Origin of the sequence: Wenzhouxiangella sp. XN24 (assembly GCF_011064545.1) — a bacterium.
Lineage (GTDB): Bacteria > Pseudomonadota > Gammaproteobacteria > Steroidobacterales > XN24 > XN24.
Map to the genome: position 1 here is coordinate 159,571 of NZ_JAAMFG010000026.1, position 25,741 is coordinate 185,311.

A 25,741-nucleotide genomic window follows, 5' to 3' on the forward strand; every position below is an offset into this window, starting at 1 on the left:
CTGCCGGCGCCGCCGTGGCCGCAGAGCCTGCGTGGGTGAGCGTGGCGTGGCACGACGTCAAAGACGACGCGGCGGGGCACGTCGATCGCGATCGCTACACGGTCGGTACCACGCAGCTCGCAGAACAGTTCGATTGGCTGCGCACCAACGGCTGGACTCCGGTGTCGCTCGACGACATCATCGCGGCGCGCCAAGGGCGCCGGGCGCTGCCGGACAAGGCCGTGCTGCTCACCTTCGACGACGGGCTCGCCAGCCTCTACACCCACGTATTCCCGTTGCTGAAGGCTTATGGCTATCCCGCCGTGGCGTCCGTCGTCAGCAGCTGGCAGGAGCGCGTCGCCGCCGGCGAAACGATCGCCTATGAAGGCGCCGAGCGCGACGCGACGGGCTTCGCGACCTGGGCCCAGCTGCGCGAAATGGCCGCTTCCGGGCTGGTCGAAATAGCCAGTCACAGCCATGACCTGCACCGCGGCGTGCTGGCCAATCCGCAAGGCAACCAGCAACCGGCCGCCAGTTCGCTTGAATACCTGCCGGCACCCGGGCGCTACGAGACCGAGGCCGAGTGGCGCGCACGGGTGCGCGACGACCTGGCCCGAAGCGTGGCATTGATCGAGCAGCACACGGGGCGGGCGCCCCGTGCAATCGTCTGGCCCTACGGCGAGTACCACTCGGAAGCCGAGGCTGTCGCTGCCGGACTTGGCATGGAGGTCTCGCTCGGCCTGACGAACGGCCGCAACGGGGTGCACCGGCTGAATGGCTTACATCGCCTGCTGCTCACGGGCAATCCGGCGCTGGCCGAGTTCGTCGCAAACCTGCCTCAAATTCCGTCCCAGCGCATTCAGCGCGCCGTGCACGTGGACCTGGATTACGTCTACGATCCCGACCCGGCACAGCAGGAACGCAATCTCGATGCCTTGCTCGAACGCGTCCAGGCGCTCTCGATCACCACCGTCTACCTGCAGGCCTTCGCCGACCCGGACGGCGACGGCACTGCCGCAGCACTTTATTTCCCCAACCGCCACCTGCCCATGCGAGCCGATCTCTTCAATCGCGTCGCGTGGCAGCTGCGGACTCGCACCGGGGTGGAGGTTTACGCGTGGATGCCGCTGCTTGCGTTCGACCTGCCTGACACGGATCGCGCCCTGGCCTTGTCGGTGTTGCGTGCGGGACAGGACGGAACCGCGGAACCCGCCGATGCCGATTACCGGCGGCTGAGTCCGTTTCTCCCGTCCGCCCGGCAACTCGTCGCGGAGATCTACGCGGACCTGGGGCGCCATGCCCATTTCGCCGGCATACTCTTTCACGACGACGCCTATCTTGCCGCGGACGAGGATCTCGCCGCGTGTGCACCTGCGGCGAGCTGGCCGGGCAGCGAACGTCCGATCGAGGACTGTCGCCTCTCGCCGGCGCAAAAGACCGCGGCCCTCGTGGATTTCAGCCTGGAGGTCACTGCCCAGGCACGGCGTTATCGTCCTGCACTGCGCACGGCACGGAACATGTACGCTCGCGTCGCGATCGATCCGTCCAGCGAGGCGCGTTTCAGCCAGTCGATGCCGGCCTTTCTCGCGGCCTACGACTACACGGCGTTGATGGCGATGCCGTACCTGGAGGAAGTGGCGGGCGAACATCCGGCGTGGTTGCGGATGCTGGTGGCGCAAGTCGCCCGGCATCCGGCAGGCCTCGATCGCACGGTCTTCAAACTGCAAGCCAAGGACTGGCGGCGCGACAAGTGGCTGCCCGCCGAAGAGCTGCGCGATCATTTTCAGCTGCTGGTTCGCGCCGGAGCGCTGAATCTCGCCTACTACCCGGATGATTTCATCCTCGGGCGGCCCGCCCTCGAGCCTCTTTTCCAGGGCTTGTCGATTCGCAGCTTTCCCTATCGCAAGGAACAGCCCCGATGAGCTGGGGAGATGCCAGCGGATTGATCACGGTGATGTTCAACTTCGCCTTTTTCTTCCCGTTGTTCATGGCCTGGACATGGATCGCGGCCGGACTCTGGTACTTCTTCCACTGGGAGCGGCGCGGCGACAGCGATCCGGAGAAGCCACCGGAGCTGACCGGATATCCCATGTGTTCGATCCTCGCACCCTGCTTCAACGAGGGCGACAACGTCCGCGACACTGTCGAATGGCTGGCCCGCCAGGAATACCCCGACTTCGAGATCATCGCCATCAACGACGGCAGCAGCGACGATACCGGGGCGATCCTCGACGAACTCGCAAAGCGCTACCCGCAGTTGCGCGTCATCCACTTCAGCAAGAACCAGGGCAAGGCGATGGCGCTACGTATGGGCGCACTCGCCTCGCGCAGCGAGTACCTGGTGTGCATCGACGGTGATGCGATCCTGCATCCGAAAGCGACGCACTGGCTCATGTACCACCTCACTTCGGGACCCCGGGTGGGTGCGGTCACCGGCAACCCGCGTATCCGCAACCGGTCTACGCTGCTGGGCCGCCTGCAAGTCGGCGAGTTCTCGTCGATCATCGGGCTCATCAAGCGCGCGCAGCGGATCTACGGCCGCGTGTTCACGGTCTCGGGCGTGGTGTCCGCGTTCCGCAAGACCGCGTTGCATCGTAATCGCTACTGGAACACCGACATGGTCACGGAGGACATCGACCTCACCTGGCAGCTCCAGGCGGATCACTGGGACGTGCGCTATGAACCGAACGCGCTGTGCTGGATCCTGATGCCTGAGACGCTGCGCGGCCTGTGGAAACAGCGTCTTCGATGGGCCCAGGGCGGCGTGGAAGTATTGCGCCGTTACGCGGGGACGGTCCTGTCCTGGCGGCGCCGGCGCATGTGGGGCGTCCTGCTGGAGTATGCCCTGAGCGTGCTGTGGGCTTACACGATGGCGTCGATCTTCCTCCTGTACCTGCTCGGCTTCGTCGTCACCCTGCCCGCAGCCCTCATCGTGCCGACCCTGTTGCCGCAATGGACGGGCGTGATCCTGGGCTGCACCTGCCTGGCCCAGTTCGGCGTCAGCCTCGTGATCGACAGTCGCTATGAGAAAGGACTCTGGCGAGTGTATTTCTGGGTGATCTGGTACCCCATCGCCTTCTGGCTGATCAGCATGTTGACGACGGTGGTCGCGGTGCCCAAGGCCTTGCTGAAACGCCGGGGCACGCGAGCCGTGTGGGTCAGCCCGGATCGCGGAGTGCGGCCCTGATGCACGACGCGCCGCGCCGCCCCCCGATCATCTACCGTCCGGACCTGCAACCGCGTCCCCAGCGACTGCTGTTCTCCTCGCTGACGGCCCTCGCATGGATCGGCTGGCTGTACCTGTTCCTGCCGCTGGTCAGCCTGCTGGCCTGGTGGTTCGGCGTCGACCTGTTCGCAAGATTCATACTCGAGCCGGAAGATCCCGCGCACCTGCTGACACTGTTGCGCTATTTTGGTGTCGTTCTGATCGCGGCCGCCGTCATCATCGCCTGGTCTTCGTACAACCTGCGGCGCTTCGGCGGCCTCGACAGGCGAAAAACCATCCCGCCAGTCAGCGATGTCGAACTGTGCGCGCGCTTCGACATCGAGCCGGAGTTGCTCGACAGCCTGCGCGCAAGTCGTCGCGTGGTGCTCGGACTGGATGCGGAAGGTCAGATCGAGGCCGTGGGGACAGCCGATTCGTGCGCCAGCAACCAGCGCTTGCGCCAGATCCCCCCGCCGTATCCCGTGAGCGTGCCGTCCGAACCGATCACCCGGTGACACGGGACGACGATCGTGATCGGGTTCGCTCCATTCGCCTGGGCGACAGCCCGCACGGCACGCGGCCGGCCGATCCTGCGGGCCTGCTCTCCATAACTCACGGTCTGCCCGTAGGGAATCGATCGCAGGCGCCGCCATGCATCGTGCTGGAATGGCGTGCCTATCGGCGCCAGCGGGACGGTGAACTGGCGCAAGCCGTGAGCGAAATAGGCCTCCAGCTCGCGTCCGGCCTGCTCGCTCGCAGCCGTGGCGCCGGGCCGGAGCGCATATTTCAGGCGGCGAGCCAGTCGATGCAGCTGCGCATCGAGTCGCTCAGGATCGGTGAACTCCAGCACGACAAGCCCGACACCGTTCGCGCCGGCCAGGAGTGAACCGAGCGGTGTCTCGAACCGTGCCAGGTAAAGAACGGAGGCGTCCGGGCGTGCCGGGGGTAATTCGGCGATCCCCCGGGCGAGCGCACGGTCGAAGGCGCGCTGCGAGCTGAAATCATGCGGTTCGGCGGGATGTATCATGCGTCTGTCCTAGCGCTGCGGGGCGTCGGGGCGGACACAGTCCGCGCCACTTGAATACGCGGAAAGCCGGATGTCGGCGTACCACGCGCGCGCCGCGCCACCGGTATCGTCGGCATCCGTCATCACTGCCACGCCGTCCAGCGTATCGATATCCTCGCCGAATGCCGCGCGCCAGTCGGCCCGGACATCGCGCACGTGGCTGACCCACTCGCCCGCTTTCGTCGCGCCACTGTCGAGCGCCCACATCCGGGCGTTCTCGCCCGCGTAAGCGTTGTCCCAGCGGCTGCCCACGGGCTGATTACTCGACCAGACGTAGTTGAGAGCCCGCGTGCGCCAGAACGCCAGCCCCCCGCGCCGCACCACGTAGAGGCGTGCCGGATAATCGTCGCCCGCCTTGCTGCGCTCGTCGGTATCCGAGCCAAGCGGCGCCTCGATCCGCCAGGTCCAGTGCAGACAGGGAGTGTTCTTCAGGTCTATTTCGATTTCGCGGTACAGCGCACTGGCACTGTCGTCGGCAATGGCTTCCAGCGCGGCGCGATTGTCCAGCTCCACCACGCGATAGCGCGTCTCGCCGGAGAAACTGCGCTCCTCCCAGGCGGCGAGGCCGTCGGAAAAGTCTCCGATCAGGAGCTCCGATGCCGCGAGCGCCAGCGTTGCGCAGGACAGCGCCAGGCCAGCCAGAAGCGACTTTTGCATGCTTGCTTCTCCGGTTCGGCCCGCCCGATGCGGGGTTCGAATCCGACCAGCGCCAGCACAGTAATCTGGCGGAGAGGGCGGGATGGGCCGCCCCTGCGGGGCGGCCTGTCGGCCGGCAAGCCGGCCTCGGATCGAACCCTTCCTTTATTGCTAACGCGGGTTCGAATCCAGGTGAGGAAGTACCTGTAAGTGGCGGAGAGGGCGGGATTCGAACCCGCGTTAGGGGGTTACCCTAAACTTGCTTTCCAAGCAAGCGCCTTCGACCGCTCGGCCACCTCTCCATCCGGGCCCGGCACGAAGCGCCGGGGGCCGGGCAATGTAACCCACCCGCGGACGGGGTTCAATGAATTGCGCGCAGCCAGCGGCCTAGAGAACGTCGACGATGCGCTCGTCCACGATGCTCCAGGCAAGCGATCCTCCTGTCCGGGGCACCAGGATCATCTCCTTGACCACGCTGCGCTCCTCCGGGGCTGCCCCGAAACGCTGCACGAAGCGCACCTTCGCATTGCCGTCGGGAAGCGGTTCGACGCTCACGCTGCCCGCGTCGATCCGGGTCGTCGCCGGAATCTCGAAACGGCTGCGCTGATCTTCGCGCCACGCCGCAGCGTCGCTGTACCCAGCGGGCGCGTAATCGCTGTCGTAATAGCGCAGCCAGGCGTCGGCGTCCCGTTGCGTCCAGGCTCCGGACCAGTCGTTGAGAAAGGCCGTCACTTCGCGTGTCACGCGCGTGGTGCCCGGCGTCGGCGCCGACGAGCCTGCGACGACAACGGAACTCGGGCGCACCGGCAGGTCATCGGGGTTCGGTTGGCCTGGCTCGGCATAGAACTGCGGCGGTTCGATGAGGCAATCGTCGGGATCGGAGGCCAACCGCCCACCGGCGCCAGGCGCGTCGGGCAAGCGCAGCACGCTGCGCTGTGGCGGGGCTTCCAACCCCGGCGGAACCACCAGCGGCGGGCTGGTGTCGGCTTCCAGGTAAGGCCCGGGATCACAGGCCGAACGCGTCGCGCAGCCGCCTAGGGCCAGCGCCATGATCAACAGGCCGAAGCCTCGAATCGGGGAAATCAAGATCGGTATTCCACTCCGGCGCGCGCCATGGCGACACGCACCTCGTCATGATGGCGGTCTTCGAGCGGCGTCAGTGGCAGCCGAATACCGGATTGAATGAGGCCCATCTGCATCACCGCCCATTTTACAGGGATCGGGCTCGGTTCAATGAACAGGGCCCGGTGAAGCCCCTCGAGCCGGTCGTTCAGCGCCGCCGCCTTGCGTGGTTCGCCATGGCATCCCGCCTCCGCGAGGCCGTGCATGAGGCGCGGCGCCACGTTCGCCGTCACGCTGATGACGCCGTTTCCGCCCGCCAGCAGGAAATCCATCGCCGTGGCATCGTCCCCGCTCAACAGGTCCAGGCGATCGCCGAGCAATTCCCTGAGACGGCCGATTCGGCCTGCGCCGGGGACCGCCTCCTTCACGGCGACGATGCCGGGCACCTCCGCCAGGCGCGCCACGGTCTCGGGGAGCAGGTCGCAGGCGGTGCGACTCGGGACATTGTAGAGGATCACGGGCAGGCCGGCCCGTGCGACTGCCTGGTAATGCCGGAACAGGCCCTCCTGGGTGGGGCGGTTGTAATACGGCGTCACGACAAGTGCCGCGGCCGCCCCGGCCTCGCGCACCACGGCCGTGAGCTCGATCGCCCGGACGGTCGAATTGCTGCCGCTGCCGCCGATGATGGAGACTCGCCCCGCGGCCGCCTCGAGCGCCGCACGAATCAGCCGGTCCAGCTCGGCCGAAGACAGGCAGGGTGACTCTCCGGTCGTACCGGCAATGACGATGCCATCCGTGCCGGCTTCGACATGAAACTCGACCAGGCGCCCCAGCGCCTCGAGATCGAGGTCACCGTCGCCATGCATCGGCGTGACCAGGGCCACGATGCTGCCGCCGAACATCGGCTGTCTCCCGGCGCAACAGCGCCTTTGATCCAACAGGTGATGGTATCGGTCGCTCCCTCGAGCGGCAAGCACGGTGAATGCGCGCTGATCGCCGACCGCGCCCTTCGCAGCCGGGACGGTTCCGAGTACACTCGTTGTCATATCCTTCGCCCAGACTCCCCCTTCGTGTCCGGACAACAACCTTTGAAACAGCTGGTAGTGATATCCGCGGTCGGCGGCGACCGCTCCGGGGTCGTGCACGATCTCACGCGCGCCGTGCTCGACTGCGGCGGCAATATCCTCGACAGCCGCATGATCGCACTCGGAGCCGAGTTCGCGATGCTGCTGTTGGTCAGCGGCAGCTGGCATACGCTGGCGCGGCTCGAGTCGGAGCTCAAGAAGGTCGAGGAGCAATCGGGGCTCTCGCTCGCCATGCGGCGCACCGAAGAGCGCGCGCCGCGCTCCGACATGTTGCCCTACGCGATCGACGTCGTCTGCCTGGACCAGCCCGGTATCGTTTTCAACCTGGCCAGCTTTTTCGCCAGTCGCGAGATCGACATAGCGGAAATGGCTACCCGCAGTTACTCGGCTGCGCATACGGGCGCGCCGATGTTCTCGGTCCAGATCACGGTGAACATCCCCGGCAACCTGCAGATCTCGGCCTTGCGCGACGAATTCATGGATTTCTGCGACCACCTGAATCTCGATGCGATCATGGAACCCGTCAAGGGCTGACCGGAAAAGGAGACCAGACCATGCCGACTGCCGCTATTGGCAAGAAGATTCCCGCCTTCAAGCTGCCCGCAACCAGCGAAAAAACCCTGGGCCCCGGTGACTTCAAGGGCAGGAAACTCGTATTGTTCTTCTACCCCAAGGACGACACGCCGGGCTGCACCCTGGAAGGCCAGGGTTTCCGCGACCATTACGCCGCCTTCCAGGACGCCGGCGCCGAGATCGTCGGAGTCTCCCGTGACAGCGTCGCCTCGCACGAGAAATTCAAGAGCAAATTCGACTTTCCCTTCGAACTGATTTCCGACGCCGACGAAAAACTGTGCACGATCTTCAACGTGATGCGCGAGAAGAACATGTACGGACGCAAGGTGATGGGCGTGGAACGCAGCACCTTTCTCATCGACGAGCAGGGCGTGCTCCGCCAGGAATGGCGCAAGGTCAAAGTGCCTGGTCACGTGGAAGAGGTCCTCGAGGCCGCCAAGACGCTCTGAGTCCCGCCATCCTGTCGAGTCCGATGCAAACCCGCCGGTAATGGCAGGAGTCCCATTGAACACCACGGAAAATCAACGTCGCGTCTTCGTTCTCGATACCAACGTGCTGATGCACGATCCGGCCGCGCTTTTCCGCTTCGACGAACACGATATTCACCTGCCGATGGTGGTGCTCGAGGAACTCGACGCCGGTAAGAAAGGCATGTCGGAGGCGGCGCGCAACGTGCGCCAGGTCAGCCGTTTCATCGACCAGATGATCAACGGCGCCGACAAGCAGCATATCGACCACGGCATCGAGATTCCGGGAGAACACCGGCTGAACGGACCGGGGAATCGCCGTCCGGGACGGCTGTTTTTCCAGACGCGTCCGAACCAGCCTCTGCTTCCCGATACCCTGCCGGGCAACCGGGCGGACAACTCGATCCTCGAGAACTGCCTCATGCTGCAGGAAGCGCACCCGGATGCCCGGGTGACGCTGGTTTCCAAGGACATCAACCTGCGTATCAAGGCGACGATTCTCGGCGTCCATGCCGAGGATTACTACAGTGACCGGACCCTCGAAGATCTCGACCTGCTCTACTCGGGCGCCGAAGAACTTTCAGCCGATTTCTGGGAATCCCACAGCCGCGAGATGGATTCCTGGAAGGAAGAAGGTCGTACCTTTTACCGGGTCAAGGGCGAACGGGTGGCGGACTGGCACGTCAACCAGTTCCTTTACCTCGAGGATGACAGTCATTTCGAGGCGCTGGTGCATGAAGTCGACGGCGACGCCGCCGTCATCGAACTGGCCGCGGACTACCGCGGGCGCAACAACGTCTGGGGCATCACCGCACGCAACCGTGAGCAGAATTTCGCCCTCAACCTGCTGATGTCCGAGAGCGTCGACTTCGTGACCATCCTCGGCCCCGCCGGCACGGGGAAGACCCTGCTCACACTCGCCTCTGCACTCACCCAGACCCTGGATGCCGGCCGTTTCCGCGAGATCATTATGACCCGCGTCACGGTACCGCTGGGCGAGGACATCGGTTTTCTCCCCGGCACCGAAGAGGAGAAAATGGAACCGTGGATGGGCGCGCTCATGGACAACCTCGAGGTGCTGACGCAAACCGAGGAAGGGGGTAACTGGGGCCGCGCCGCAACCCAGGACCTGCTGCGCAGCCGGATCAAGATCCGCTCGCTCAACTTCATGCGCGGGCGCACTTTCCTCAATCGCTTCATCATCATCGATGAAGCCCAGAACCTGACCCCGAAACAGATGAAAGCCCTGATCACCCGGGCCGGACCGGGGACGAAGATGGTCTGCCTCGGCAACATCTCGCAGATCGATACGCCCTACCTCACGGAAACCACGTCCGGCCTGACCTATGTCGTGAATCGTTTTCGCGGCTGGCCGCATTCGGGCCACGTCACGCTGATGCGCGGCGAGCGCTCCCGGCTGGCCGACTACGCGTCGGATGCCCTTTGAGGGGAACCGCTTCCGCGGTCCGCCTGTCTTAGTGACAGGCGTTCCCCTCGCCAGGTCAACGGAACCCCCATGCTGAAACGTTTTTTCATCGTCCTGGCTGCCTCGCTGCTGACCGCGGTCAGCGGCGCGGACCCGCACAGGGACCTGCCCGACATCGGCAGCCCGGCGGACACCGTGTTCACGCGAAGCCAGGCCGAGGCGATCGGACGCAGCGTGTTGCGGCAGCTCCGGGAACAGGACAGCGTGCTCGAAGACCCCGAGATAGCGGAGTACATTTCCGATCTCGGCCAGCGCGTCGCCTCGCAGGCGCACGAAGGCGAGCACACGTTCAATTTCTTCGTCGTCAACGACGACGCGATCAATGCGTTCGCACTGCCCGGCGGTTACGTAGGAATCAACAGCGGACTGATCACGGCGACCCGCAGCGAGAGCGAGCTCGCGGGTGTTCTCGCTCACGAGGTCGCGCACGTCATCCAGAAACATATCGCCCGCCGGATCGCGGGTACCGGGCGATCCAGCATGCTCGCGACGGCGGCCGTCCTCGCGGCCATTTTGCTGGGTGCCGGCGGGGATGCCGTACCGGCCGTCATCGCCGGCGCACAGGGCCTGGCGATCCAGGAGCAGATCAATTACACGCGCGCCAACGAGTACGAGGCGGACCGGGTCGGACTGCAGTACCTGGCGCGCGCGGGCTTCGACCCCATGGGCATGCCGTCCTTTTTCGAAGTCCTGTCCCGGCAGGCTGCCATGCCTGGATCACGCCTCCCAGAGTTTCTCCAGACACATCCGCTCACCAGCACCCGAATCGCCGAAACCCGCGATCGCGCGGAGCGGACGCCTGTCGCGGAGGTCCGGGAAAGCTCGACCTACGAGCTGATGCGGGCGCGGATCCACGTACTCAACGCACGCTCGACCGACGAAGCACTGCGACGCTTTGCGAGTCCACCCGGAGCCGAGCCGGACTTCGGGGCGCTGGGCCATCGCTACGGCCATGGCCTGGCGCTGCTCCGTGCAGGACGTTACCCGGAGGCCGCCAGGCAGTTCCAGGCGCTCGTCGACGAGCACCCCACCACGGTGGCGTTCCATTCCGCGCTCGGGGAAGCACTGATCCTGGCAGGGCGGCATGCCGAGGGGCTCGAGGTCTTTGCGCATGCCACGCGGCTCTTCCCGCGTAACCGACCGCTGACGGTGCGCCACGCCGAAGCGCTGCTCCGCACGCGCAACTTCGACCGGGCCCATGCGATCCTGCTGGATATCTTCAACGTCGTACGGCCGACCCCGCCCCAGGTACGCCTCATCGCCAATGCCGCCGATGCGGCCGGACTCCACGCAGAAGCGCTGTTCTATATGTCCGAGTATCATCTGCTCACAGGCGAACTGGACATGGCCCTGGACAAGCTGCGCCTGGCGTTGCTCGAGCCGGAGCTGCAGGCCTGGCAACGGGCACGCTTCGAGGCGCGGATCGCGGAGCTCGAGCCCTTTCTGCAGCAGCGCCGTGCCAGCCGGCGTGGCAGCAACAACGACGAATAACCAAACTGGACGAGCGGAGCAGGAAAGATGTTTTTGGAGACGATACGCAGGCGGCTGCCAGCCCTCATGGTGGCCTCACTCTCGCTGGCCCTCCTGGCCGGCTGCGCCTCCACAGCCGGAGGGCGGGACGAGAGCAGCAACTACGACCCCCTGGAACCGCTCAACCGCCAGGTATTCGCGTTCAACCGCACGGCCGACAAGTACCTGCTCAAACCGCTGGCAGAGGGCTACGACTACGTGCTGCCGAGCCCGGTCAAGTCCAGCATCACGAACTTCTTCCGCAACGTGAACAGTCCGATCCTGGTCCTCAACCACCTGTTGCAGGGCAACCTCGCCGAAGCCGGCAAGCAGTCCGGGCGATTCGTGATGAATACGACCCTCGGCATGTTCGGCCTGCTCGATCCCGCGACCTCGATCGGGCTGGAACGCCAGAGCGCTACGTTCGACCAGACCTTCGGGAAGTGGGGCGTGCCGTCGGGTCCCTACCTGATGCTGCCGTTCCTCGGCCCCAGCTCGGCCCGGGGGGTGGCCGGTATCGGCGCGCGCTTTGAGACCGACCTCATCTGGAATTATCTCGATGACGAACGGAGCATCCGCGACAAGCTGCTGGCGCTCGAGATCATCAACACGCGGCAACGCCTGCTCTCGATCGACCGGATGATCGATCGTGCGCCGGACCCCTACATCTTCGTGCGGGAGTCCTATCGACAGAACGTTGAATTCGAGATTCGCGGACCTGGCGGCGCAGACGAGGACATCGGCCTCGATTTCGAAGACGAACTCTGGGACGACGAGGATTGGACCGATGACGCCCCGCCGGAGGGCGATCGCTAGCTAGTCGCCGCTCGTCCAGCGTGCGGCCCGGTCAAGCATGTATTCCACTTCGCTGATCTGCGCGATGGACACGATTTGCGCGGGGATGCGATGAAAGCTGATCTCGCGCGCGCTGTTCCTCGCCCAGTTCACCCATTCGAGCAGCAAAGCGAGGCCTGCGCTGTCGGCCCGTCTGACCTCGCCGAGGTCGACCTCCAGTGTCGAGTAGGGCGCGAACAGTTCCCTGCTCTCCTCAAGAGCGCCGACCACCGTCTGGAAACTCAGGTCGCCACGAACGGCAAAGCGTCCCTCGCCGCGATCCTCGAACTCGACCTGCCCGGGACCGATCTCGGCGATTGTGTCCGCGGCCGCACTCAAGAATCGCCGCTCTCGAGTTCGGCGCGGAGCTCCTCGATGACCCCTTCCACGCCCTTGGCGCGGAACTCGCTGGCGTACTGGTTCCGGTAGTTCGTCACGTAGGAAATGCCCTCCACCACGACGTCGTAGAGCAACCAGCGATTGTCCACCAGGCGCAGCCGATAACTGATCGGCACGGGCGTGCCGTCTTCCAGCCGCACCTCCGAATCGACCATCACGCGGCCTTCCGCCGGATCACCACGGGTCCCGGTGATACGCAGCTGGTCGGCTTCGTATTCGAGGATGCCGTCTCCGTAGCTGCCGAGGAGCTTGCGATAAAGCGCCGTGATGAATTCCTCGCGCTGTTCAGGCGTGGCCTCGCGCCAGTAGCGGCCCATGACGAGCTGTCCGGTGTATTGCCGGTCCCAGCGCGGCAGCAGCACTTCGTCTACGATAGCGAACAGCGCTTCCGCATCCTTCGCGAGCTCCTCGCGACGCCCCTCGATGGCTTCCATGGTCAGGTCGGACGCATCACGAATCACCTGTTCCGGCGTGCGCTCCGGCGCCTCCTGCGCGTGCGACGCAGCTGCCGCCGTGACCGCGCCTATCGCGAGCATCGCGACAGCAATCCTCATCCGCATCATTCTCACATTCATTTTCTATTCTCCGCCGCCCTGGCTGAACAGGTACTTGCTGATGAGTTGTTCGAGAACGACGGCCGACTGGGTAAACAGGATCTCGTCGCCATCCGCGAAATAGTCCTCGGCCCCGCCCGGCTGCAGGCCGACATACTGGCCGCCCAGGATGCCCTGGGTCAGGATACTGGCATCCGAATCGCTCGGGATCTGGTCGTAGCGGGACGCGATCCGCATCGTCACGACCGCCTCGAGCCGCTCGTTGTCGAATTCCACCGCGGTGACCCGGCCGATCTGCACGCCGGCAATCGATACGGGTGAGCGCGTCTTGAGGCTGCCGACCTGGTCGAAGCGGGCCGTGAGCTCGTAACCTTCCCCGCCCTCGTAAGCGTCGAAGCTCGTGACTCTCGTCGTGAGGAAAAACAGCGCCAGTATGCCCATAAAGACAAATAATCCGGTGCCGAGTTCCACAGCGCGTGTTTGCTGCATAGCTCTAGTTCCCTCCCAACAGCCAGGCCGTGAGCATGAAATTCAGTACCAGGACGGTCAATGAAGTATGGACCACGCCACGGGTCGTGGCGCGCCCTACCCCTTCGGCGGTAGGTACACAATTATAACCTTCGAAGACCGCGAGCAGGCTGGCTGCGATGCCGAAGAAAAAGCTCTTGATGACGCCGGACATCACGTCGTCCCGCAGATCGACCTGGGCCTGCATCTGCGACCAGAAAGCTCCCTCGTCCACGCCCAGGATGATCACGCCTTCCAGCCAGGCCCCGAAAATGCCCATCGCGCTGAAAATGACCGCGAGGATCGGCATCGCGATGACGCCGCCCAGGAAACGGGGCACGACCACGCGCTTGATGGGGTCGACGGCCATCATCTCCATGCCGGACAGCTGGTCGGTCGCGCGCATCAGGCCGATTTCCGAGGACAGGGCCGTCCCGGCGCGCCCCGCGAACAGCAGCGCGGTGACCACCGGTCCGAGTTCCCGGACCAGCCCGAGCGCCGCCACCATGCCGATCGTGTCCTCCGCGCCGAACCGCGACAGCGTCAGGTGCGCCTGCAGCGCGAGCACCATGCCGACGAAGAACCCGGCCAGCATGATCACCACCAGCGATTGCACGCCCGTCACATACACCTGCCTGATGATCAGGCGGGGCCGCGCCAGCGCATACGGCATGTTGACGATGATCCGCAGCAGGAACAGCTGGCCGGCGCCAAAGGTGCCGAAAAACCCGCGCAGCGAATAAAGCACCTCGAGACCCACCCGGCGCAGTCCCCTGATCGTCGCGTTGCTCAACGGTTTTTGCCCACCTTGAAACGCCCTGTTACTTGTCGCCGCGCGAAAGCAGCTGCTCGCTGTAGTCGGGAGCGGGATAATGGAAAGGAACCGGGCCGTCGGCCATCCCCGCCATGAACTGCACCACCGTCTCGGAATGGTGGTCCTGCAGGTCCTGCGGCGTGCCCGAGGCGACGACGCGCCCCTCGGAAAGCAGGAAAGTGCAATCCGCGATGGAAGAGACCTCGTCCACGTCGTGCGTGACGACCACGCTGGTGAGTCCGAGCGCGTCGTTCATGCGCCGGATGAGGCGCACGACGACGCCCATCGAGATGGGGTCCAGGCCGACGAAGGGCTCGTCGTAATAGATGATCTCGGGATCCATGACGATCGCGCGCGCCAAGGCGACACGCCGCGCCATCCCGCCGGACAACTGCGAGGGCATCAGCTGCCAGGCGCCGCGGAGTCCGACCGCATGCAGCTTCGTGAGCACGATATGACGGATGAGCCGCTCGGACAGCCGCGTGTGCTCGCGCAACGGGAACGCGACGTTGTCATACACGCTCAGGTCGGTCAGCAATGCGCCGTTCTGGAACAGCATGCCGACGCGCTTGCGCATGCGGAACAGTTCACGGCGGCTCATTTTCGTGACCTCGGCGCCGTCGAAGGTCACGCTGCCGTGGTCCGGAAGCTCCTGGCCCGTAATGAGGCGCAGCAACGTCGTCTTGCCTGTCCCGCTGGGGCCCATGATCGCCGTGACGCCGCCGCGGCGGATATCGATATCGAGACCGTCGAAGATCATCGTCTGGCCGCGGGCATAGGCGAGATCGCGGATCGACACGATGTTGTCGGTGCCCGGACAGCCGGAGTGAACCGCCGGGCGTGACGCCGCCGCCGGGCGTGGCCCCTCGACCCCGGGCTGGCCCACTCAGCTCGCTCCGGACTCGAGGGCGGGCTGGTAGTCGCCGCTGCGCGCCAGGTGATTCATGCGTGCCCGGTGGGCGAAGGCCTGCGCCCCGGCTTCCAGGCGCGCGCTGTCGCCGCCCCAGGCACGCAAGGCGGACGCCTGCAGGGCGCGCCCATAGGAGAAAGAAAGCTCCCACGGGTGCGGGCCGCGGCGGTTCATCGCGTCGAGATTGGCCGTCGCCTCCTCCTCGCTCTGTCCGCCCGAAAGGAAAGCGATCCCGGGGACTGCGGCCGGCACGTGCCGTCGCAGGCAACGCACGGTCGCCTCCGCGACTTCCTCGACGGTCGGCTGCTGCGGGCAATCCTGCCCGGCGACGACCATGTTCGGCTTGAGAACGATGCCTTCGAGGACGACGCGGTGACGCGCCAGGGCGGAGAACACCTCCAGCAGGACCGCGTCGGTGACCGCCTCGCAGCGGGCGAGGTCATGGTCGCCGTCCATCAGGACTTCCGGTTCCACGATCGGCACGATGTCCGCTTCCTGGCAAAGCGCGGCGTAGCGTGCCAGGGCGTGCGCATTGGCCTCGATACAGAAGGCCGTGGGAATCTCGTCGCCGATCGCGATCACGGCCCGCCACTTGGCGAAGCCGGCGCCCAGGGAGCGATATTCCTCGAGCCGCTTGCGCAGGCCGTCAAGCCCTTCGGTGACCGTCTCCCCGGGGAAGCCCGCGAGCGGCTTGGCGCCGGCATCGACCTTGATGCCGGGCACGATTCCCCGGCCGGCCAGCAACTCGGGGAACGGAATGCCCGACGCGGTGTGCTGGCGCAGGGTCTCGTCGAACATGATCACGCCGCCGATCCAGTCCTCGATGCCGGGCGCGGTGAACAGCATTTCGCGATAGACGCGCCGGTTCTGCTCAGTGTTGTCGACACCGATCGGATCGAAACGTTTCTTGATCGTCGGGTGGCTTTCATCCGCCGCCAGGATGCCCTTTCCGGGCGCCACCATGGCGCGCGCTATCTTGTTGAGTCCGTCGAGGTTCATCGCTTCCTCCGCCCGTGCTGAAGACCGCCCCGTCCGGGATCGCCCGGGGAGGGAATTATGGCCTTGTTTCAAACGACTAATGTTAGCATAGCGACCTTTTTCCACCCGTGAACCAGGCCGCAGACGTCCCATGGCTGCCGGCGTCCCGACAACAGGGAAATCACCCCCGGGGTTGGCCCGGGAGTCAATCAGGACTAAAATGGTTCCCATTGAGCGCCGGGCCGACTGAAACGGGGACACAGATGCTGAAAATGAGCCGCCTGACGGACTACGGAACCGGTGTGCTGGCCTACCTCGCCGGCACCGGGACGAAGCCGCAGAGCGCCAGCGGGGTTGCCGAGCAGACCGGGCTGCCGGCCGCGACGGTCAGCAAGATCCTGAAATCCCTGGCGCGCGCGGGCCTGGTGACGTCGCACCGCGGTGCCCAGGGCGGCTACGCACTGTCCCGGCCGGCGGAAGAGATCACCGCGGCGGAAGTGCTCGATGCGCTGGAAGGGCCGCTGGCCCTGACGGAGTGCGCCACCGAATTGGGCAGCTGCGAACTGGAGTCACTGTGCCTGGTGGGCACGGCGTGGCAGCGGATCAATATCGCGATTCGCGGCGCGCTCGAAGAAATCAGCCTTGCCGAACTGGCAAGCATGGAAACGGGCCGCCGACTGCGGGTCGATTTGAGAACCCTGGTGTCGTCGCCCGGCAGGACGGCACGACTGGAACGCGGCTGACGCCGCGGGGAGTAGAGATGGCAACCGGACAGCAAGACGTCGAAGAACTGGTCGCACGCAAGTACCGCCACGGCTTCGTGACGGACATCGAATCCGACACCGTTCCGCCCGGACTCGACGAGTCCGTGATCCGGCTCATCTCGCTCAAGAAAAAGGAGCCGGACTTCCTGCTGCAGTGGCGCCTCAAGGCCTACGAACACTGGCTGACGATGCCGAAGCCCAACTGGGCCCACGTGAACATCGCGCCGATCGACTACCAGGCGATCTCGTACTATTCGGCGCCGAAAAAGAAAACGGACGGGCCGAAGAGCCTCGACGAGGTCGATCCGAAGCTGCTGGAAACCTACGACAAGCTCGGCATCCCGCTGCACGAGCGTGCGCGCCTCGCAGGCGTGGCGGTCGACGCGGTGTTCGACAGCGTTTCCGTGGCGACGACATTCAAGAAGAAGCTCAACGAGGCCGGCGTCATCTTCTGCCCGTTCTCCGAGGCTGTGCAGGAGCATCCGGAACTGCTCGAGCAGTACCTCGGCAGCGTCGTCCCCACGGGAGACAATTTCTTCGCCGCACTGAACTCCGCGGTGTTCACCGACGGGTCTTTCGTCTATGTGCCCAAGGGCGTCCGCTGCCCCATGGAACTGTCCACCTATTTCCGCATCAACGCTGCGAACACCGGACAGTTCGAGCGGACCCTGATCATTGCCGACGAAGGCAGCCACGTCAGTTACCTCGAAGGCTGCACCGCGCCCATGCGGGACGAGAACCAGTTGCATGCCGCAGTGGTAGAGCTCGTCGCGCTCGACGACGCGGAGATCAAGTATTCCACCGTGCAGAACTGGTACCCGGGCGACGAGAACGGAGTGGGTGGCATCTACAACTTCGTCACCAAGCGCGGCGACTGCCGGGGACGCAACGCCAAGATCTCGTGGACCCAGGTCGAGACCGGCTCGGCGATCACCTGGAAATACCCGAGCTGCATCCTGCGCGGCGACAACTCGGTCGGCGAGTTCTACTCGGTGGCGCTGACGAATCACTACCAGCAGGCCGACACCGGCACCAAGATGATTCACATCGGCCGCAACACGCGGAGCACCATCGTCTCCAAGGGCATCTCCGCCGGGCGGGGACAGAACGCCTATCGCGGGCTCGTAAAAATACTCCCCAGCGCCGAGGGTGCGCGCAACCACACGCAATGCGATTCACTGCTCATGGGCAGCGACTGCGGCGCGCACACGTTCCCGTACATGGAGATCGCCAATCCCGGGGCCGTGGTCGAACACGAAGCGACCACCTCGAAGATCAGCGAGGACCAGCTGTTCTACTGCCGCCAGCGCGGCATTTCGGAAGAAGACGCCGTGAACATGATCGTGAACGGTTTCTGCAAGGAAGTATTCCGCGAATTGCCCATGGAATTCGCTGTCGAAGCCCAGAACCTGCTGAGCGTCAGCCTTGAAGGCGCGGTCGGCTGAGCAACCAGGAAACGCTCTTATGCTAAGCATCAACAATCTCTGCGCCCGCGCCGGCGAACGCGACATCCTCAAGGGACTCGACCTGGAGGTCGGCCCCGGCGAAGTGCATGCCATCATGGGCCCGAACGGCTCCGGCAAGAGCACGCTGGCCGGCGTCCTCGCCGGACGCCCCGACCTGGAAGTGACCGGCGGGAGCGTGACCTACCGCGGTCACGACCTGCTGGAGATGGACCCGGAAGAACGTGCGCGGGAGGGCGTGTTCCTCGCCTTCCAGTACCCGGTGGAAATCCCGGGCGTGAACAACGTCTACCTGCTCAAGGCGGCACTGAACGCCATCCGCAAGCATCGTGGCGAAGCCGAGCTCGACGCGTTCGAGTTCCTGGCCCGGATCAAGGACAAGACGAAGCTGATGCAGATGGATGACAGCTTCCTCAACCGCGGCGTGAACGAGGGATTCTCCGGGGGCGAGAAGAAGCGCAATGAAGTGCTGCAGATGGCGGTTCTCGAACCGGCGCTCGCTGTTCTCGACGAGACCGACTCGGGCCTCGATATCGACGCCCTGAAAGTCGTCGCGGACGGCGTGAACAGCCTGCGATCCCCGGAACGTTCCATGATCGTGGTGACGCACTACCAGCGCCTGCTCGACTATATCGTCCCGGATTTCGTCCATGTCCTGTCTGGGGGGCGGATCGTTCGTTCGGGCGGCAAGGAACTCGCCCACGAACTGGAAGCGCGCGGCTACGACTGGTTGCGCGACGGAGCCGACGCGGCATGAGCGTCGCCGCCGAGCGTGCCGTGAGCGCACCGTCATTGCCCGACTGGATCGAAACCGCCGCGGCGCGAGCCGAAGGGCCGGCGTGGCTGGCGGAGCGGCGCCAGGCCGGGCTGGCGCAATTCTCGGCCGCGGGATTTCCGTCCCGCCGGGACGAGGACTGGAAATACACCGACCTCAAGCTGGTGACGCGACGTGAATTCGGGGACGCGGGCGCAGCAGACGTGGCCGTGCCTGCAATCGACGGCCTGGAGTGCCCTGCCCTCGTCTTCGTCAACGGCCGGCTCACCGAAACCCGTCACCTGCCGGCGGATGCCGTGGCGATGCCCCTCGCCCAGGCCGTGGCCGCCGACCATCCGGCGTGCAGGGAATGGCTGGGACGGATCGCCCGACCCGAGCGGCATCGTTTCGCCGCCCTGTCCGCGGCCCTGTTTACCGATGGCGTGCTGCTGGATCTCCCGGCCGGCCTGGAACTCGCCGCGCCGTTGCGACTGGTGTTCCTGGCGGTCGAAGGCGCCTCGCCCGCGCTGGCCTGTCCGCGCGTTTTGCTGCGCGCGGGCGCCAACAGCCGCGCGACGATCATCGAGCACTATGGCGAGGGCCGCGGCGAGTCGCTGAGCCTGCCCGTGACCGAGATGATCCTCCACCCCGGCGCCAGGATCGAGCATTACCGCATCCAGGAACAAGCCGGCAAGGCCTTCCATATCGGCGCGCTGGCCGCGCGGATCGAGAGCGACGCGACCCTCGTCAGCCACAACTTTTCCGTGGGCGCCCGAATCGCGCGTGTCGACCTGGATGTCGAGCTCGCCGGACCAGGAGCCTCGGTGGAGATGAACGGCCTGTATGTCGTGCGCGACCGGCAACACGCCGACAGCCATACGCGCGTGGACCACGCGGTCCCGCGAACCCGCAGCGACGAGCTTTATCGCGGCGTTCTCGCGGGCAAGAGCCGCGCCGTGTTCAACGGCAAGGCCATCGTTCATCCGGGTGCGGCCGGCACCGACGCCCGCCAGTCCAACGCCAACCTGCTCCTGTCGCCCGACGCCGAGGTGGACACCAAGCCGGAGCTTGAAATCTACGCGGACGACGTGAAATGCGCTCACGGGGCCACCACCGGGCAACTCGACACGGCGGCGCTGTTTTACCTGCGCACGCGCGGTATCGACGAAGAGACCGCCCGCAGCCTGCTGACGTTCGCTTTCGCGGACGAGGTGATGGCACGCATGACACTCGCGCCCGTGCGGCGCCATGCCGAACAGCTCGTCGTCGGTCGCCTGCCGGATGCGGATCGCATCAGGGAGTTCACATGAGCGAAGCCACACTGCGAGCCACTCCGCCAGCCGCTGCTTTCGACGTGGAAGCCGTCCGGCAGGACTTTCCCGTGCTGCACCAGGAGGTGCATGGCAAGCCCCTCGCCTACCTCGACAGCGCGGCCTCCGCGCAGCGGCCCAGCCAGGTCATCGAGGCCATGGCCGAGTATTACCGGCGCGACCACGCCAACGTGCATCGCGGCGTGCATACCCTGAGCCAGCGGGCCACCGAGGCTTTCGAAGGCGCCCGCGAAAAGATCTCCGCCTTCCTCAATGCGCAATCGAGCCGCGAAGTCATCTTCACGCGCGGGACCACCGAGGCGATCAACCTGGTAGCGCAAAGCTGGGGGCGGGCAAACGTCGGCGCCGGTGACGAGATCGTGATATCGCATCTCGAGCACCACGCCAACATCGTTCCCTGGCAGATGCTCTGCGAGCAGACCGGGGCCACGCTGAAGGTCATTCCGATGACCCAGAGCGGTGAGATCGACCTGGGTGCGGCCGAGTCGATCATCGGTCCGCGCACCCGCCTGCTGGCCTTCGGCCATGTCTCCAACGCGCTCGGCACCATCCATCCCGTGGCCTCCCTGGTCAGGCTCGCACGCGCCGCCGGCGCGCTGGTGCTGCTGGACGGCGCGCAGGGCGTGCCGCACATGCGCGTCGACGTGCAGGCGCTGGATTGCGACTTCTACGCCTTTTCGGGGCACAAGCTGTTCGGTCCGACCGGCATCGGCGTGCTCTGGGGTCGCGAGGCCCTGCTGCGCGCCATGCCGCCCTGGCAGGGCGGCGGCGACATGATCCTCTCGGTGAGCTTCGAGAAGACCACGTACAACGACCTGCCATGGAAGTTCGAGGCCGGAACCCCGCATATCGCGGGCGCCATCGGGCTCGGCGCCGCGATCGACTATCTCGAGCAGATCGACTTCGACGCCGCCGCCGCCTGGGAGCAGGAATTGCTTCACTACGGCAGCGCCACGCTCGGTGCGCTCGATGGCCTCAGGATCATCGGCACCGCGCCGCACAAGGCCGCCGTGATCTCTTTCGCGCTCGAGGGCGTGCATCCGCACGACATCGGCACGATCGTCGATCATGCGGGCATCGCGATCCGCACAGGCCATCACTGCGCCATGCCGGTCATGGAGTACTACGGCGTGCCCGCCACCGCGCGCGCATCGTTCGCCTTCTACAACACGAAGGACGAGATCGACAGGCTTGCCGCGGCGCTGCTGCAGGCGCGCGAGGTGTTCGCCTGATGGACCTGGCGGATCTCTATCGGGACGTCATCGTCGATCACAACCGCAATCCGCGGAATTTCCGCAAGATTCCGCCGCCCTGCGAGCACGCCGAAGGCCTCAATCCCCTGTGCGGCGACAAGCTGCAGGTCTATGTACGCATGGGTGCCGACGACCGTATCGAGGATGTATCATTCGAGGGTTCCGGATGCGCCATTTCCGTGGCCTCGGCATCACTCATGACGGAGTCGCTGCGCGGCCTGACACGGCCGGAGGCGGATGCGCTCTACGAGCGCATCCACGGCATGCTGACCGGGACCGAGGAAGCCGATATCGACACGGTGGGCAAGCTGGCCGCGCTCGCCGGCGTGCGGGCTTATCCAAGCCGCGTGAAATGCGCCAGCCTATGCTGGCATACCATTCATTCCGCCCTCGCCGGGGGCGGTGTCGTCAGCACCGAGTAAGGGCAACCATGTACGGACAAGACAGCGAACCCGTGACCCTCGCACGCGACTGCAAGGCGATCATCGTGCCGGCGGGCGACCAGGTCATCCTCCGCAAGGGCGCGCGCGGCCTCATCACCCAGGCGCTCGGCGGCAGTTTCACCGTGTACCTCGACGGCAACCTGTTCCGCATTGCCGGCGAGGACGCCGATGCGCTGGGCAAGGATCCCGTCGCGCGGCCGGAGCTCCCGCCCAACGCGGCCGACGAGGACGTCGAGGAACTCGTCTGGGAGCAGCTGCGGACCTGTTTCGACCCGGAGATCCCGATCAACATCGTGGACCTCGGCCTGATCTACACCTGCCAGCTGAAACCGGCCGACGAAGGCCAGCGCGACGTCGAGGTCATGATGACACTCACCGCGCCGGGCTGCGGCATGGGCGAAGTGCTCGTCATGGACGTGAAGGACAAGCTCGAGATCATCCCGACGGTGCGGGAAGCGCGCGTCGAGCTGACTTTCGATCCGCCGTGGAACCGCGACATGATGTCGGAGGCCGCGAGACTGCAGACGGGCATGTTCTGATGGGGCAGTGGCATGATGTCGCAGCCGAGGGAAAGATCGAGCGGGGCAGCTATGCCCTGGTCGAAACCGACGACTTGACGGCCGCCGTATTCAACGTGGACGGCACGCTGTACGCCATCGAGGACGTCTGCACGCATGACGGCGCCGAACTGGCGGGCGGACCCGTGGTCGGCGACCAGGTCGTCTGCCCGCGACACGGGGCAAGGTTCTGCCTGCGTACCGGTCGCGCGCTGACCCCCCCTGCGTACGCCCCGGTGCAGACCTTTCCTGTCCGTGTTCGCAATGGCCGGATCGAGGTCGAGTTGCCGGAAGAGGACTGAAGCGATGCGCCGGCTGATTCTCCTGCGTCATGGCAAGTCGGGCTGGGACGACGCCCGGCTGGATGATTTCGACCGGCCCCTCGCGCCTCGAGGGCTGCGCGATGTCCCGGAGATGGGACGCAGGCTCGCGCGGCGCGGCCAGCAACCGGACCTGATCATCTCCAGCGCCGCCGTGCGAGCGATCAGCACAGCCCGGGCTGTCGCACGCGAACTCGGCTATCGCGAAGACCGCATCGTTGCGGACGCCGACCTGTACCACGCCTCACCGGACACGATGTTGTCCTTCGCCCGTCGCGCACCGGATGACGCGGCAACCCTCCTGCTGGTCGGACACAACCCGGGCATGACCGACCTCGCCAACCGGCTGGCAGAGATTCGCCTGGACAACATGCCGACGGCGGGGATGCTGTGCGTGGAATTCGATCGCGCATCCTCGTGGTCGGATATCGACCCCCGGCAGGCACGGTTCGCCTGGTTCGATTATCCCAAGAAACAACCCGGGTGAGCCGGGTTCATACGCGCTGGGCCACCATGTGCTCGTTTTTTTTCCAGGAAACCGTCGAGCACCTCCAGGTAACGCTCCGGCTCCTCGAGATGCGGCACGTGAGCGCTGTGCTCGAACACGACCCACTCTGAACCCGGGATCCCCCGGTATAGCGCAGCCGCGCTGGGTGGCGGCACCATGTCGTAGCGCCCGGAGACGACGAGTGTCGGACAGGCGATCTCACCCAGCCAGGCGGTCACGTCCCAGTTTTCCAGCTGCCCCGCCGGCTGGATCTCACTCTTCCCCAGCATCGCGTGGCGCGCCTGGGGAACCGCTCGCGCGCGGGCCTGACCGCGCGACAGGCTGTCGGGCCAGGGGTTCATCCTGCAGAAATGGTGGCGCATGAAGGCATCGACGACACATCGGCAGACCGGGCTGGCGACGCCACCTTCGCGGATGTGGCGCTGGAGAGGGCCGCGAATATCCTCCGGCAGTGCCTCGACCAGCGTGGCAATGTCGGCGCGCCACTGCGGCACGCTCGCGACGGTGCTCGACAGCACGAGGCTCTCGAGGCCGGCGGGTTGCCCCAGCGCGTATTGTACGGCGACGATGCCGCCCCAGCCGTGTCCCAGCAGGTGGCAGCGCTCGAGCCCCGCTGCGGCGCGGACCGCCGCCAGCTCCTCGAGAAAGATTTGCAAAGACCACTCGGGGCCCGCGACCGGCGCCTCGCCGCTGCCACAGCCGAACTGGTCGTAGAAAACCACCTGGCGTCCGGTGGCGGCCATCGCCTCGAGCGGCTGCAGGTAGTCGCTGCCGAGACCCGGCCCGTCGTGTACGCAAAGCAACGGCCAATGGGAACGGCTGTTGCCGACCACGCGAAAACGGGTCTGGAAGCCTCGGAAGGACGCCAGGCCCTCTCCGGCTGGATTGAGTTTCGACATCCGGAAAAGCACTCCGGCCCGATCCATGGGTATGCGCCCTGAAAGCTTAGAACCGGACGCGGACGGCCGGAATCCGGAGAGATACCGACAGGGATTGCCGCAGGCCGGAACGCCGGGCTCAGGCGGCGGCGTACCGCATCACGGCGACGAAATGGCAGGCCGTGCCCGTGATCACGAACAGGTGCCAGATGAAATGGCAGTAGGGATAGCGATCGAGGGCGTAAAAGACCACGCCGCCCGTGTAGGCCAACCCGCCGGCCACCAGCCAGGCGAGACCGGCGGGCGCCATGCGCTCGACGAGCGGCACGATGGCGACGAGGATGAGCCAGCCCATGCCTAGGTAGACCCCCAGCGACAGCTTGTGCAGCCGCACGCCGCCCAGCGCCTTCATCACCACGCCGGCCAACGCCAGCGTCCATACGAGGCCAAACAGCGTCCAGCCCCAGCCGCCACGCAGGACACCAAGCGTGAAGGGCGTGTAAGTGCCCGCGATCAGGAGAAAAATCGAGCCGTGATCCACGGCACGCAACACCCGCTTCGCGCGCGGCCAGGGCACGGCGTGGTAGATCGTGGAGGCGAGATAGGCCAACAGAACGGTGCTGATGAAGACGACCGCGGCAACGATATCCGTGACGCTGCCGTTGCGCCCCACCTCCGCGAGCAGGAAGGGCGTGCCGATCGCCGCCGCCACGAAGGCCGTACCGTGGCTGAAACTGTTCGCTACTTCCTCGCCACCGGATTGCGGCCGCTTGACGCGCAGAACCGGGTCCGGCCGCTTTGCCGATGCTGGATTGTGCATTGCGGCAATGTAACGTCGAGCCGGCGAGGCGTCAATCGAGCTCCGCCCGGCCCGACTCAGGGGGGTCCTGGCGGCCACCCTGCGTCTCGAGGTCTTCGGTCGCCCGGGCCAGCAGCCGTTCCACCGCCGTCTCCGCGCCATCGTAGACCGCGACACCGAAACGCACGTCGACCCGTACGAACTGCGTGCCGACGATATAAGTGCCGCAGAGCTGGGCGCGGATGGCCTCGCCGTCGCGCCGGCCCCGCACCTCGTCGGGCGCCCCGCTGAGAACCACCACGAACCGCCCCAGCGCGGAGCAAAAAACGTTCCCCTCGCCCTGCACGACACGCAAAAGGCGCGCCACCAGCTGGCCGTTCAGCTGTTGCGCCGCGGAAACATCGTATTGCGCTGCGACAGCATGGACCCGATCGACAACCAGCAGCAGCACCACGACGGCCGGAGATTCGCGCTGCGCACCGACCAGCTGCTCCAGCCGGCGCTGGAGAATCTCCATGTCTGGAAGGCCTGAGAAGGTATCGAGGACCAAGTCCGTTACTCCATCCGATCGACACTCGGCATCCGGTGTGCTGCCGTTCCCCGTACT

General features: G+C 65.6%; 30 protein-coding genes and 1 tRNA gene. 17 read left to right on the forward strand and 14 right to left on the reverse strand.

The features are described from left to right. The first annotated feature begins 14 nt into the window (after positions 1–14). Genes pgaB through pgaD form a run of 3 tightly spaced genes read left to right on the forward strand, consistent with a single transcriptional unit; the run spans position 15 to position 3,699 of the window. Complete coding sequence (pgaB, locus tag G6032_RS03525; protein WP_346763747.1) at positions 15–1,901, forward strand: poly-beta-1,6-N-acetyl-D-glucosamine N-deacetylase PgaB; 1,887 nt, start codon at positions 15–17, stop codon at positions 1,899–1,901. After that, a complete protein-coding gene (pgaC, locus tag G6032_RS03530) occupies positions 1,898–3,166 on the forward strand; it encodes a poly-beta-1,6-N-acetyl-D-glucosamine synthase (protein WP_240901944.1) in 1,269 nt (422 codons plus the stop codon). The genes pgaB and pgaC overlap by 4 nt, the downstream gene beginning before the upstream one ends. Continuing rightward, complete coding sequence (gene pgaD, locus G6032_RS03535) at positions 3,166–3,699, forward strand: poly-beta-1,6-N-acetyl-D-glucosamine biosynthesis protein PgaD (RefSeq protein ID WP_165280758.1); 534 nt, start codon at positions 3,166–3,168, stop codon at positions 3,697–3,699. The genes pgaC and pgaD overlap by 1 nt, the downstream gene beginning before the upstream one ends. Here pgaD and G6032_RS15790 read toward each other — a convergent pair. The 5 genes from G6032_RS15790 to dapA all read right to left on the reverse strand — a co-directional run bounded on the left by G6032_RS15790 (position 3,591) and on the right by dapA (position 6,850). Continuing rightward, complete coding sequence (locus G6032_RS15790) at positions 3,591–4,211, reverse strand: methylated-DNA--[protein]-cysteine S-methyltransferase (protein WP_165280759.1); 621 nt, start codon at positions 4,209–4,211, stop codon at positions 3,591–3,593. The two genes, pgaD and G6032_RS15790, sit on opposite strands and share 109 nt — an antisense overlap. Before the next feature lie 9 nt (positions 4,212–4,220). Then, positions 4,221–4,907, reverse strand: coding sequence for a DUF3047 domain-containing protein (locus tag G6032_RS03545; RefSeq protein WP_206211781.1), 687 nt, complete (start codon positions 4,905–4,907; stop codon positions 4,221–4,223). Positions 4,908–5,097: 190 nt separating this feature from the next. Continuing rightward, positions 5,098–5,188 (reverse strand) — tRNA-Ser (locus tag G6032_RS03550). 85 nt (positions 5,189–5,273) lie between these two features. After that, positions 5,274–5,972, reverse strand: coding sequence for a nuclear transport factor 2 family protein (locus G6032_RS03555; RefSeq protein ID WP_165280760.1), 699 nt, complete (start codon positions 5,970–5,972; stop codon positions 5,274–5,276). Then, on the reverse strand, positions 5,969–6,850 hold the full coding sequence (dapA, locus tag G6032_RS03560) for a 4-hydroxy-tetrahydrodipicolinate synthase (RefSeq protein ID WP_165280761.1): 882 nt from the start codon (positions 6,848–6,850) through the stop codon (positions 5,969–5,971). The genes G6032_RS03555 and dapA overlap by 4 nt, the downstream gene beginning before the upstream one ends. A gap of 186 nt (positions 6,851–7,036) precedes the next feature. Here dapA and G6032_RS03565 point away from each other — a divergent pair, with 186 nt between their 5' ends. The 5 genes from G6032_RS03565 (at position 7,037) to G6032_RS03585 (ending at position 11,884) form a co-directional block, all read left to right on the forward strand. Next, entirely contained in the window at positions 7,037–7,567 is a 531-nt protein-coding gene (locus tag G6032_RS03565) for a glycine cleavage system protein R (RefSeq protein WP_240901946.1), read from the forward strand. A 20-nt stretch (positions 7,568–7,587) separates the two neighbouring features. Further along, the gene (locus G6032_RS03570; protein WP_165280763.1) at positions 7,588–8,055 is read left to right on the forward strand and encodes a peroxiredoxin; all 468 of its coding nucleotides are present in this window, start codon (positions 7,588–7,590) and stop codon (positions 8,053–8,055) included. 55 nt (positions 8,056–8,110) lie between these two features. After that, positions 8,111–9,520 (forward strand): PhoH family protein, encoded by a 1,410-nt coding sequence (locus G6032_RS03575; RefSeq protein WP_206211782.1) that lies wholly within the window; start codon positions 8,111–8,113, stop codon positions 9,518–9,520. A gap of 69 nt (positions 9,521–9,589) precedes the next feature. Continuing rightward, complete coding sequence (locus tag G6032_RS03580; protein WP_165280765.1) at positions 9,590–11,050, forward strand: M48 family metalloprotease; 1,461 nt, start codon at positions 9,590–9,592, stop codon at positions 11,048–11,050. 66 nt (positions 11,051–11,116) lie between these two features. Next, on the forward strand, positions 11,117–11,884 hold the full coding sequence (locus tag G6032_RS03585; protein WP_165280766.1) for a VacJ family lipoprotein: 768 nt from the start codon (positions 11,117–11,119) through the stop codon (positions 11,882–11,884). Here the strand turns inward: G6032_RS03585 and G6032_RS03590 are convergent, their stop codons facing one another. The 6 genes from G6032_RS03590 to G6032_RS03615 form a co-directional block, all read right to left on the reverse strand. Then, positions 11,885–12,241 carry an STAS domain-containing protein gene (locus G6032_RS03590; protein ID WP_165280767.1) on the reverse strand — a complete coding sequence of 119 codons (357 nt, stop codon included), beginning with the start codon at positions 12,239–12,241 and terminating at the stop codon, positions 11,885–11,887. Beyond that, a complete protein-coding gene (locus G6032_RS03595) occupies positions 12,238–12,876 on the reverse strand; it encodes an ABC transporter substrate-binding protein (protein ID WP_165280768.1) in 639 nt (212 codons plus the stop codon). The genes G6032_RS03590 and G6032_RS03595 overlap by 4 nt, the downstream gene beginning before the upstream one ends. Positions 12,877–12,879: 3 nt before the next feature. After that, positions 12,880–13,344 carry an outer membrane lipid asymmetry maintenance protein MlaD gene (gene mlaD / locus G6032_RS03600; RefSeq protein ID WP_165280769.1) on the reverse strand — a complete coding sequence of 155 codons (465 nt, stop codon included), beginning with the start codon at positions 13,342–13,344 and terminating at the stop codon, positions 12,880–12,882. 4 nt (positions 13,345–13,348) lie between these two features. Beyond that, positions 13,349–14,122: a lipid asymmetry maintenance ABC transporter permease subunit MlaE gene (gene mlaE, locus G6032_RS03605; protein WP_346763754.1), complete on the reverse strand. Its 774-nt coding sequence runs from the start codon at positions 14,120–14,122 to the stop codon at positions 13,349–13,351. Between the two features lie 61 nt (positions 14,123–14,183). Further along, positions 14,184–14,978, reverse strand: a complete 795-nt coding sequence (locus G6032_RS03610; protein WP_346763755.1) for an ATP-binding cassette domain-containing protein — start codon at positions 14,976–14,978, stop codon at positions 14,184–14,186. A gap of 84 nt (positions 14,979–15,062) precedes the next feature. Further along, positions 15,063–16,085: a class I fructose-bisphosphate aldolase gene (locus G6032_RS03615; protein WP_165280770.1), complete on the reverse strand. Its 1,023-nt coding sequence runs from the start codon at positions 16,083–16,085 to the stop codon at positions 15,063–15,065. Between the two features lie 251 nt (positions 16,086–16,336). Here G6032_RS03615 and G6032_RS03620 point away from each other — a divergent pair, with 251 nt between their 5' ends. From G6032_RS03620 to G6032_RS03660, 9 genes are read left to right on the forward strand one after another with little or no spacing between them, the layout of a single operon-like run. After that, positions 16,337–16,807, forward strand: coding sequence for an SUF system Fe-S cluster assembly regulator (locus G6032_RS03620; protein ID WP_165280771.1), 471 nt, complete (start codon positions 16,337–16,339; stop codon positions 16,805–16,807). Between the two features lie 17 nt (positions 16,808–16,824). Then, on the forward strand, positions 16,825–18,273 hold the full coding sequence (gene sufB, locus G6032_RS03625; RefSeq protein ID WP_165280772.1) for a Fe-S cluster assembly protein SufB: 1,449 nt from the start codon (positions 16,825–16,827) through the stop codon (positions 18,271–18,273). Between the two features lie 19 nt (positions 18,274–18,292). Next, positions 18,293–19,048: a Fe-S cluster assembly ATPase SufC gene (gene sufC / locus G6032_RS03630; RefSeq protein WP_165280773.1), complete on the forward strand. Its 756-nt coding sequence runs from the start codon at positions 18,293–18,295 to the stop codon at positions 19,046–19,048. After that, entirely contained in the window at positions 19,045–20,355 is a 1,311-nt protein-coding gene (gene sufD / locus G6032_RS03635; RefSeq protein WP_165280774.1) for a Fe-S cluster assembly protein SufD, read from the forward strand. The genes sufC and sufD overlap by 4 nt, the downstream gene beginning before the upstream one ends. Next, entirely contained in the window at positions 20,352–21,608 is a 1,257-nt protein-coding gene (locus tag G6032_RS03640; RefSeq protein WP_165280775.1) for a cysteine desulfurase, read from the forward strand. The genes sufD and G6032_RS03640 overlap by 4 nt, the downstream gene beginning before the upstream one ends. Continuing rightward, complete coding sequence (gene sufU / locus G6032_RS03645) at positions 21,608–22,051, forward strand: Fe-S cluster assembly sulfur transfer protein SufU (RefSeq protein ID WP_165280776.1); 444 nt, start codon at positions 21,608–21,610, stop codon at positions 22,049–22,051. Before G6032_RS03640 ends, sufU begins: the two co-directional genes overlap by 1 nt. 8 nt (positions 22,052–22,059) lie before the next feature. Further along, the gene (sufT, locus tag G6032_RS03650; protein WP_165280777.1) at positions 22,060–22,611 is read left to right on the forward strand and encodes a putative Fe-S cluster assembly protein SufT; all 552 of its coding nucleotides are present in this window, start codon (positions 22,060–22,062) and stop codon (positions 22,609–22,611) included. Next, positions 22,611–22,931 (forward strand): non-heme iron oxygenase ferredoxin subunit, encoded by a 321-nt coding sequence (locus G6032_RS03655; protein WP_165280778.1) that lies wholly within the window; start codon positions 22,611–22,613, stop codon positions 22,929–22,931. Before sufT ends, G6032_RS03655 begins: the two co-directional genes overlap by 1 nt. Positions 22,932–22,935: 4 nt before the next feature. Next, positions 22,936–23,436, forward strand: a complete 501-nt coding sequence (locus G6032_RS03660; protein ID WP_165280779.1) for a histidine phosphatase family protein — start codon at positions 22,936–22,938, stop codon at positions 23,434–23,436. Here the strand turns inward: G6032_RS03660 and G6032_RS03665 are convergent. The 3 genes from G6032_RS03665 to G6032_RS03675 form a co-directional block, all read right to left on the reverse strand. Further along, positions 23,412–24,356 (reverse strand): proline iminopeptidase-family hydrolase, encoded by a 945-nt coding sequence (locus tag G6032_RS03665; RefSeq protein WP_165280780.1) that lies wholly within the window; start codon positions 24,354–24,356, stop codon positions 23,412–23,414. The two genes, G6032_RS03660 and G6032_RS03665, sit on opposite strands and share 25 nt — an antisense overlap. A 118-nt stretch (positions 24,357–24,474) precedes the next feature. Next, the gene (locus tag G6032_RS03670; RefSeq protein WP_165280781.1) at positions 24,475–25,155 is read right to left on the reverse strand and encodes a hemolysin III family protein; all 681 of its coding nucleotides are present in this window, start codon (positions 25,153–25,155) and stop codon (positions 24,475–24,477) included. A 31-nt stretch (positions 25,156–25,186) separates the two neighbouring features. Further along, on the reverse strand, positions 25,187–25,684 hold the full coding sequence (locus G6032_RS03675; RefSeq protein WP_276610830.1) for a diguanylate cyclase: 498 nt from the start codon (positions 25,682–25,684) through the stop codon (positions 25,187–25,189). Positions 25,685–25,741 lie beyond the last annotated feature (57 nt).